Here is an 8,731-nt window from a genome sequence, read left to right on the forward strand (position 1 = left end):
GGTGAGCCGCATCAAAAAAATCGCCGGATACTTTCGTCTCAAAATCATAGTGTCGATAGGCCTTGTTGTTGGCCACAAAGTAGGGCCAGCCATAGTTACCCGGCTGTTTGGCCCGATTAAATTCATCATACGACTGCGGTCCCCGTTTGGCCAAATCATCCTGGGAACCATCTGGCCCTACCTCGCCCCAGTAGAGCCATCCCGTTTTGGAGTCGATGGTGGGCCGCCAGGGGTTGCGGTTTCCCATTGTATAGATCTCGGGTCTGGTCTGGGGCGTTCCCACAGGGAAAAGATTGCCTGTAGGAATCGAATACGTTCCGTCATCTTCCGGGTGAATGCGTAAAATCTTTCCGCGCAAATCATTCGTATTGGGTGAAGACTTTTGCGAGTCGCGGGCGGACTGTCCGGGCCGAACATCCAAAGGGCTAAACCCATCGGAAGCCCGGGAGAAGGTATTGTCGCCCGTCGTCAGGTAGAGGTTTTTATTCGCATCAAAGACCATACCACCGCCGACGTGGCAGCATTCTTCCCGTTGAACGGCTACTTCGAGCATCACTTTACGGGAACTTTCCAGTAATTGTTTTCCCTGCCATTCATAGCGGACCAGTACATTCTTGGCTTCCTCGCCCGCTAATGAATAGTAGAGATAAATCCAGTGATTTTTTTCAAAGTTCGGATCCAGAATCACACCCTGCATGCCATCTTCGCCTTCCGTTACTTCGCCTGCTTTGTTGACATATTTGGTACTGACGGCAAAGGTGGCAATCGTTTCAGTCGCTGATGAGGTGGGATCGAAGACCTTAATTTTCCCTTTCCGTTCCGCATACAGCACCCGGCCATCCTTGAGGATCTGAAACTGCATAGGTTCTTCCAGCCGCTGGGCGAGCACGACCTTGGTAAACCGATTGCTTTCGGGTTTTCTGGGCAGCTGAGCGGTGGCGGGGATGACGGTCACCAGAAGACCGAAAAGAATAAGACAAATGTGTTGGACTTTCATAAAAGGTTCTGATAACTCGTGACGATTAGCGACAGACCAGGTAGCTATTCCTGGAGAATGAATGGGTTATTTCGACTAACTACAATAAAATCGGTACTCGATGAAGTGATCCTTGAGCTATACTACGTTCGGTCAGGGTTTAGCCTGAACGAGTTGAACGTTTCTGACAATCGCTTCTTCCACTTTTTCGGGATTATGCGAACAGATATACAACCCCACAAAAAGGGGGGCCGATAGGTCAGGCATCTTGTGCGACCCAACGGTCTGTAAGGCTTCCCCTTTTTTAGCCACCCGCATGGTATACTCATCGCCCTTGCGCTCCACCTGGATCGTCTGAACGTTCTTCTCAGGACTAAAAATTTCGTCTTCCGGATCGCGCATCGCCATGCCTTTCCTGACCCGCCACTGGAGTACGGTCAAGCCATCGCCATGCGTCACGGCACTGATATGGGAAGCATCATCAGTCAGTGATTCACGAACCATCCACCCCACTTTTCGATGCGGGTCCGTACCGGCCCCCACAAACTCAAAATCGGCGGTTACAGTAAAATCACCGCTTATTTTTTTGAACAGAAACTGAAATTCATCCCGTGCAAACCAGATGTTGTATCCGGAACCGCTCAGCCTATACTCCTTCGTCACCTCGTTATAGGTCGATGAGCCGGCCAGTTTGGGATTGCCAATGTCCTGACTGTGCTGGAATGCACCAATCGGTTTGACGGCGATAAAGCTGATGGAAAAATAAATCGCTACGGTAAAGAGAAAAAAGCTTGCTGTACGCATAAATCAGAATAGGATAGTCAGGAAAAAGAGTCTTAGTTATCATGCCGTGAGGCAGACGTGTGAATATTGTGCGCTTATTAGGCCAAAATTCAGTTACTGGCTTCGGCTTCCAGTTTGATCGGATCAGCGCCAAATACCGAGGTACTACTCTTCAAATAAAGCGATCAGAAAAAGAGCGAGTATAGGCCTCAGGTTTCAACGCGTTGACTGTACTTGATTCAGTAGAATGTTTGGCATACTGTTGAAAGGTAAGGGCTGGGCGTAGTGAAAATAGAATTTTGTTGACCAAAAATAGGACTAATCAGGATAGTGATCGAGTAAGGAAAACCCTACTTTTTTAAAACCTAGGGAAAACCCTAGATAAGGAAGTAAAACTTAACTCCTTTAGTGAGACCTAAAACAGGTAGTACGTTATGATGAATTGTAGGGTTATTATCTTTCTGAACCTATTACTTGCGCTGTCAGGCAGCTTTATAGAGGGGAGCAATCTTTATGCACAGGCAGCTCGAAAACCCATTGACTCACAGGCGACACAGGAAACTCAGGCTCTCTTTTACAACCTACATCGGCTGGCCAAAAAGCATATCCTGTTTGGTCATCAGAGTGCTACGGAGTATGGGCATGGCTGGTACGGGGATACCAATCGGTCAGACGTAAAATCGGTGAGCGGTTCTCATCCGGCCGTTATCGGGGTTGATTTCAGTGGTCTGTCGGGTCGTCCACTTCAGGCCATTGAACAGGCGAAAGAATCGTTACGTCGGCAGATTACGGACACCTACAACCGAGGAGGTATCTCGACGGTGGCCTGGCACTTTTCCAACCCTGCATCGGCCGGAGGGTTTTACTGGAAGGATTCGGTGTCGGTTCCGGCCGTGCCACGTTTGATTCCGGGCGGGACTCATCACCAGCAGTACAAGCAGATTTTACATACCCTTGGCGATTTCACGAACTCGCTACGCGGAGCCGATGGCAAGCCGATTCCCTTAATTTTTCGCCCCTATCACGAGCTGGATGGTGGTTGGTTCTGGTGGGGTAAACCGCACTGCACACCGGAAGATATGAAGTCGTTGTGGCAATTTACGGTCTCCTACCTGCGCGACAGCCTGCACGTTCACACGATGCTATACGCGTTCTCACCAGATTGTACCTTCAAAACTGAAGCCGAATACCTGGAGCGGTTCCCGGGTAATGAGTGGGTCGATATGGTTGGCCTTGATGATTATGCGGACTTCGGTCGGGATGGGCGTTATAACGTAGCGGCTGGGGTGAAAAAGCTGAAGATTGTCTCCGATTACGCACAGCGATGGGGAAAATTAGCGGCCTTTACCGAAACGGGTTTAGAGTCCATTCCCGACACAACCTGGTGGACCACCACGTTACTAAAATCCCTGAAATCTGAAAAGTTAACGCTGTCCTACGTACTGGTCTGGCGGAACGATGCCAAAAGTAAAACCCATTTTTACGCCCCTTTTCCAGGCCAACCCAGCGTACCCGATTTCATGCGTTTTTACAAGGATCCCTATACGGTATTTGAAGCTGATTTGCCAAAGGTGTACAAGCGGAAATGGTTGGGGTTATTTTAGTAGCACGTGCTTAAAACCGCGCTCGATTCGTCAAGCCACAACAAGCGCTTCCGTTTTTTGCAATTTCTGCATGGGCAGTGAAATCATAACAGACGTACCTTTTCCGGGTTCGCTCTGCCACATGACCTGCCCACCTAGGTAGTCTATACGTGACTTGATGTTGGCAATGCCATTCCCTTTTACTAACAGATTATCAAAATCAGCCCCCTGGCCGTCGTCATCTACACTAATCAGGGTTGTTTTTTCACTAGCCATAAGCTGCATGGTAACCGTCTGAGCATGTGCGTGTTTGAGTGCGTTATTGAGCAACTCCTGCACCACCCGGTAGATCATTGTAGAAGCTTCGTCGCCCAAGGCCGGAATCTCGCCGTACTGTTCTAAAATTAGCTTTGTTTTATTAACCAGATTAAGCTTTTGTACCAGGTCCTCTAACGCCGGAATAAGGCCGAAGGTCGACAGAGCATAAGGTCGCAAATCGTTCGAAATCAGGCGGGTTTCGGTGCAGGCTTCATCCAGAAACTGGTTCAGGGGTTCCTTCACGGATAAAGGCAATTCATCCTGATGCGCTTCGACAAATAGTTTGATGCGCGAGAGTTGAATACCCAGTCCATCGTGTAGATCACGGGCAATCCGACTCCGTTCGCCTTCCTGCCCTTCGATCATGGCCCGTAGCGATCTAAGCTCTAATTGCCGAATCTGTTGCTGGGCGATCACCGTGTGCTGATGGGCGATTAGTTTTTGCTGGCGTCGCAGAAACACCAGGGCGAACACGCCTAGAACACTGATTATAAACCCCACAATCAGCACCGAATTCAATACGTTCTGATTGCGGCTTTGTTGGTCAACCAGTTGTTTTTCGACGCCCAGCGTTTTGATCTGGCTGTCTAATTCCTGCAAACGAATACTTTTTGTCTGTTCAGACGTGTAAAACCGGACCGCTAAATCGAGCGTTTTTAAGGACCAGTCGTATGCCTTTTTATAATCGCCTAGGCGCGAATAGCTATCCGCCGTGTGTCGCGACAATTCCTGCAACATGCCCAGATTATTTTCAGCCTTCGATAGGGAGTAGCTCTTCTGATAGGCTTCAATAGCGGCCAAACTATGATTTTTAGACTGTTCGACCAGGCCCAGGTAAAAGTGATTCAGGGATATCAACCAGTTGATTTTTAATCGGTTCGACAGGATCAGGCTTTGGCTGGCAAAATAGTCGGCAGAATCGGGCCGCTTGGCGCGGAGGTACGTATTGGCCAGCAGATTGAGAGCATACGCCTGCGAGTAAGCCTGCTTGTATTGGACGCTAAGCCGCTCGGTTTCGCGCAGGTGAGTTATCAAGCTGGGTGCCATAGGTTCTCTATAGTGAGCGATGTTGTCAAAACCCAATCGACACTCAATAACTTTGGGCATGTTACGCGTACGCTCAAAATATGGCTGTGCTTTATTCAGGTACTGCCCGGCATAGGCCTGCATGAAATAATCTTGCGTGTAATAGTTTCCAATCGCCAGATACTCATTAAAATACCCCAGTGAATCGCCCATCAGGCTGTAGTACTTCAGGCTGCTGAAGTAGGAGTCCATCGTATATTTATTGTATCCGTACTGCCGATGGTATAGCTTGCCTAAATAATTATAAGACTGGGCGGCCTGACCGTATTTTTTGGCCTGAACCAACCCGTTTATCTGCTTTTTCAGACTATCGACAGACGTAGTATCCGACACCGCCTTGACAGGTTGAAACCCGCCCGCTAAGGCAAGAAAAAAAAAGGGGGTGATCCACCAACCAGTCCGAAGAGAACAGAATTTCATGAGCATTAACTATGTTGACAAAATAGGATCAGTCAATCAATTGCATCTCCATAGCCGTCTTTACTAGTAAGGCTGTGTTGGAAACGCCGAACTTCATAAGCAGGCTACTGCGGTGAAATTCGATCGCCTTAGCACTCAAAAATAACTGAGTGGCCATCTGCTGCGTTGTCAATCCCTGTGCAATGTGGGTCAACACTTCCGATTCACGCGGGGTGAGGTTTGGCTTTACACCAACACCGGCTGTATACCTTTTGGACTTGGGGCTGTCATTCAGCAGAATTTGCGTGATCGATTCGTTGAAATATTGCTTATCGTGGTGAACCGCCTGGATGGCCTGTAGTAACTCCGTCTTGGTTGTATTCTTCAGCAAATAACCTTTGGCCCCTTTTTTCACGACCCGCTTAATAAGACTGGCGTCGTCATGCATGGTTAGTGCAACCACTTTCGTCGTTGGATACGTACGGGTTATGTATTCACAAAGACCAAGACCGTCTTCGATGTGAGGAAACGAAATATCGAGTAATACGACGTCGATCGCCGTCTGATTTAGTCTTTCAATGACTGACTGAACCGAATAGCATCGCTCGGTCACTTCAATATCCAGCGATCCCGAAATAAGCGAATCTATGCCCTCGACAAAGACATTGTGGTCATCAGCTATGAGAACTCGTATCATGTATATACTTTATCCATAAAGTAAATTAGTAACCCTAAATGCGGATAAGGGGCAAAATGCTACCAGCAATTCATAATAGGTTTGGATAATAAAAATTTTAACCATCAAAAGTATAATAAATCGGCCATGGATGTAAGCCAAGAATTTCTCATCTCGTAAATCTTAGGGAAAACCCTAAGGGCATTATTGGGGGTCAGACGTCACGAATTTGGTCTAATGCAGTGTTTTAATATGTCGACTGACGTCCCCCCAATTATTGGACACTCAACGATTGAGGGTCGGACGTTCATTTGTTAATTAAGTTGAACGAATTGGGGCCATAAGCTTCTAAGCGTGAATAATTTGAGCGAACAACGGAAGTTATTAGAAATCGTTCAATTAAACGTCAGCTATTGTTATTTATTGAACTATATAATTTGCTGTGTAATAGGCAATTATGCTTTATTAAAACATAAAACAAAATCGTTCACGAAACCCTCCGAATAAATTCCGGACAAGACACGGTCAAAATCAAAACCGTTTAAGAAAATCCTTTTATACTTGACCTTGCAGAAGGTTGTTGGTAGGTTGCTCTATAAGGCTGTTTTTCCAATAGGATTGGGTTAAATAAAGGGCACAAAAGCTAATTTTGTAGCCGATGCATTCTTGGCTAATCGTTCCAAGGGGTAGCTTAACAAATGGTCTCTGTAATCAGATGATTCCACTCAATGACTCTCAGTTAAAAGACATTCTCGATCAGCAACAAATCGGTATGAGCTGTTATGTGCATCGGCAAACAGGCCAACTCATAACCTTCCCCAACCTAGATCAGTTTTCCGAGTTGGAAACCCGGGAGTGGCAAGCTGACATGCTCCAGGTAGAAGCTTTTGCCGAGCAGTACTGGCAGGTACCCAGTCTGAGCAGCGGGGATACTTTTCGATTCATGGAACAGTTTGTTCTACAGCAAACAGAGGAACCCTTCCGCAGTAAGCTTTTGGTCATTCTTAGCCGCCCCAAACCCTTCCGACATTACAAAGACGTCATTGATCGTTCGGGGCCCTATCGACAGGCCTGGTTTGCCTTTCGGGATGAGCAGACACTGGCGTGGTTAAAGCGGCAATTGAGTCTGGTTGATTAACTGGCTTGGTTGCTGTTAGGCTGCTATTTTTATTGGATGCGCAAAACTGGGTAGGTGCTATCTTTCTTTTGTACAATCGGTCAGATTATATTCATTGATGTATGTATCTTGACATAATTCAATACGGGCCTAAGCAAGATATAAAAACAACAAACCAAATCATTGACTTATAAACCGGCCTTTTTACCAGTCGCGAAAGAAAAGGGAGTGTTTATATGATTTTAAAATCAGTGGTATTTTTCCTAGTCAAGTTGTATATGCAACGTTATGTTAAGGGAATATTCTCAGATCAACCCCCTTGTATAAGCGATAAAAACAGGTCCAATTGTACGTTGGAAAGGGGAGAAGAAAGGCCTTTATCATGTTAAGGGAATATCGGTAGATTGACAGCATGACTGTCGGTTACCTCATAGAGTAAAAGTCACTATTATTGCCTTTTAAAAATAGTAAAATCAAGACTCAACAACCATGAAAACGTTGCTTTACTGTAGCCTACTGCTATTAGCTTTGTCTTGTAAAAAGGCTCCAGCTGACATCGTCGATCCTGAGCACGACACCGTCCTAGCCGAATACCCAGACTGGTACACTCTGAGATCACCCGTAGATAAAGAAATCGTAGGCGTATGGGGGGATCGAGATAAAACTTTGCTGATTTCAACCGGTTTTGCCATCTTCCGTTCGATTGATAAGGGCCAGCATTGGCAGCAAGTACTCCAACAGTCTAATGGAATGTTTGGCATTGTGCAGTATCGAGATACCCTATTTACCATGACTAGTTTTATAAATTACCGGGCGTTAACATCACCCGATAAGTATAGTGTGGACAATGGTAAGAACTGGCAGCCCTATCAGAAAAGGGGGAATCTGGCACTTGATTACATCCCATCACTGGGTTACAATGGATTTCCTGTTAACCCTATTACAGCCTCCACGGGAGTGAGTTATAAGATCAATCAAGTCTTTCTCGATGGTCCAACGGCAACAGTGGGTAATTTTGAAACGCCTGGGTTTATTACTTCAGATGGTCGCCGGATTGATCTGCCTCAGCTTCATCAACTTCAGAGTTTGTATTTAGACGATCAGCAACGGCTATATATCGCGGGTACTGACGCGGTTTGCGGACGAGGACATTCCGGAGAGAGCTTCTCATTTTGCAACAGTAAACAGGGCCGGGGCGTGGTCTATATTTCCAAGCATCCATTACCATAGCTTATCATGAAGCAAATTATACAACTGATTTCTTCACTTCCATTCGTATCATGAATCCCACTTATTTCGCTCGGTTAATCTCTTCACCTCGCTTCATGCTGTTGCTTTTCATTCTCCTTTTTAGCATGTGTAAAAAAGGGGTTGACCCTGAAAATTCGGCTATTGTTGGAGAAGTTTTTACTACCGTGGATCAAGCGCCAACCTTTCCAGGAGGGCAAGTTGAACTCAATAACTATTTGATGAAAAATTTACGCTATCCAGCCGAAGCACAACGCGCAAAAATTCAAGGCAAAGTGATCGTTGGTTTCGTCGTTACCGATATTGGCCGTATTGCGAATATAGAGATCAAACAAAGTGTAGGCGGGGGCTGTGATGAAGAAGCAACTCGAGTAGTGAAGGCCATGCCAAACTGGATACCTGGCCAGCTTAAAGGAAAGCCTGTAAACGTGCAAACTAGTTTGCCGTTCTCATTCACTTTACTGTAATATTCTATCTACTTAACATATTGCCACTTGTGCGATTCGTTCACCCTAAATGATTGCGAAATCAGGGACGGGTGGCAA

At 46.3% G+C, this 8,731-nt stretch carries 8 protein-coding genes; 4 read left to right on the plus strand and 4 right to left on the minus strand.

Going from position 1 to position 8,731, the window contains the following annotated elements:
• Both ACFS25_RS13015 and ACFS25_RS13020 read right to left on the minus strand, forming a co-directional pair.
• A partial coding sequence (locus ACFS25_RS13015) for a PQQ-dependent sugar dehydrogenase (RefSeq protein ID WP_381501234.1) occupies positions 1–997 on the minus strand: 997 nt, incomplete at its 3' end.
• A gap of 132 nt (positions 998–1,129) precedes the next feature.
• Positions 1,130–1,780: a hypothetical protein gene (locus tag ACFS25_RS13020; RefSeq protein WP_381501237.1), complete on the minus strand. Its 651-nt coding sequence runs from the start codon at positions 1,778–1,780 to the stop codon at positions 1,130–1,132.
• Between the two features lie 413 nt (positions 1,781–2,193).
• On the opposite strand from ACFS25_RS13020, the gene ACFS25_RS13025 reads away from it, so the two are divergent.
• Positions 2,194–3,363 carry a glycoside hydrolase family 26 protein gene (locus ACFS25_RS13025; protein WP_381501241.1) on the plus strand — a complete coding sequence of 390 codons (1,170 nt, stop codon included), beginning with the start codon at positions 2,194–2,196 and terminating at the stop codon, positions 3,361–3,363.
• A gap of 30 nt (positions 3,364–3,393) precedes the next feature.
• Here the strand turns inward: ACFS25_RS13025 and ACFS25_RS13030 are convergent, their stop codons facing one another.
• On the minus strand, positions 3,394–5,166 hold the full coding sequence (locus ACFS25_RS13030) for a tetratricopeptide repeat-containing sensor histidine kinase (RefSeq protein WP_381501243.1): 1,773 nt from the start codon (positions 5,164–5,166) through the stop codon (positions 3,394–3,396).
• Positions 5,167–5,194: 28 nt separating this feature from the next.
• On the minus strand, positions 5,195–5,842 hold the full coding sequence (locus ACFS25_RS13035; protein ID WP_381501245.1) for a response regulator: 648 nt from the start codon (positions 5,840–5,842) through the stop codon (positions 5,195–5,197).
• A gap of 694 nt (positions 5,843–6,536) precedes the next feature.
• Between ACFS25_RS13035 and ACFS25_RS13040 the strand changes: the two genes are divergently transcribed.
• From ACFS25_RS13040 to ACFS25_RS13050, 3 genes are all read left to right on the plus strand, one after another.
• Positions 6,537–6,959 carry a UPF0158 family protein gene (locus ACFS25_RS13040; RefSeq protein ID WP_381501247.1) on the plus strand — a complete coding sequence of 141 codons (423 nt, stop codon included), beginning with the start codon at positions 6,537–6,539 and terminating at the stop codon, positions 6,957–6,959.
• A 468-nt stretch (positions 6,960–7,427) separates the two neighbouring features.
• Entirely contained in the window at positions 7,428–8,168 is a 741-nt protein-coding gene (locus ACFS25_RS13045; RefSeq protein ID WP_381501249.1) for a beta propeller repeat protein, read from the plus strand.
• Between the two features lie 50 nt (positions 8,169–8,218).
• Positions 8,219–8,653, plus strand: a complete 435-nt coding sequence (locus tag ACFS25_RS13050; protein WP_381501251.1) for an energy transducer TonB — start codon at positions 8,219–8,221, stop codon at positions 8,651–8,653.
• Positions 8,654–8,731: the final 78 nt, after the last annotated feature.

Source organism: Spirosoma flavum, from assembly GCF_042686045.1.
Taxonomy (GTDB): Bacteria; Bacteroidota; Bacteroidia; order Cytophagales; family Spirosomataceae; genus Spirosoma; species Spirosoma flavum.

Bases quoted from the DNA above. Each gene is read 5' to 3' on its own strand.
- ACFS25_RS13020 (WP_381501237.1), bottom strand. From the start codon at position 1,780: ATGCGTACAGCAAGCTTTTTTCTCTTTACCGTAGCGATTTATTTTTCC.
- ACFS25_RS13025 (WP_381501241.1), top strand. From the start codon at position 2,194: ATGATGAATTGTAGGGTTATTATCTTTCTGAACCTATTACTTGCGCTG.
- ACFS25_RS13030 (WP_381501243.1), bottom strand. From the start codon at position 5,166: ATGAAATTCTGTTCTCTTCGGACTGGTTGGTGGATCACCCCCTTTTTT.
- ACFS25_RS13035 (WP_381501245.1), bottom strand. From the start codon at position 5,842: ATGATACGAGTTCTCATAGCTGATGACCACAATGTCTTTGTCGAGGGC.
- ACFS25_RS13040 (WP_381501247.1), top strand. From the start codon at position 6,537: ATGATTCCACTCAATGACTCTCAGTTAAAAGACATTCTCGATCAGCAA.
- ACFS25_RS13045 (WP_381501249.1), top strand. From the start codon at position 7,428: ATGAAAACGTTGCTTTACTGTAGCCTACTGCTATTAGCTTTGTCTTGT.
- ACFS25_RS13050 (WP_381501251.1), top strand. From the start codon at position 8,219: ATGAATCCCACTTATTTCGCTCGGTTAATCTCTTCACCTCGCTTCATG.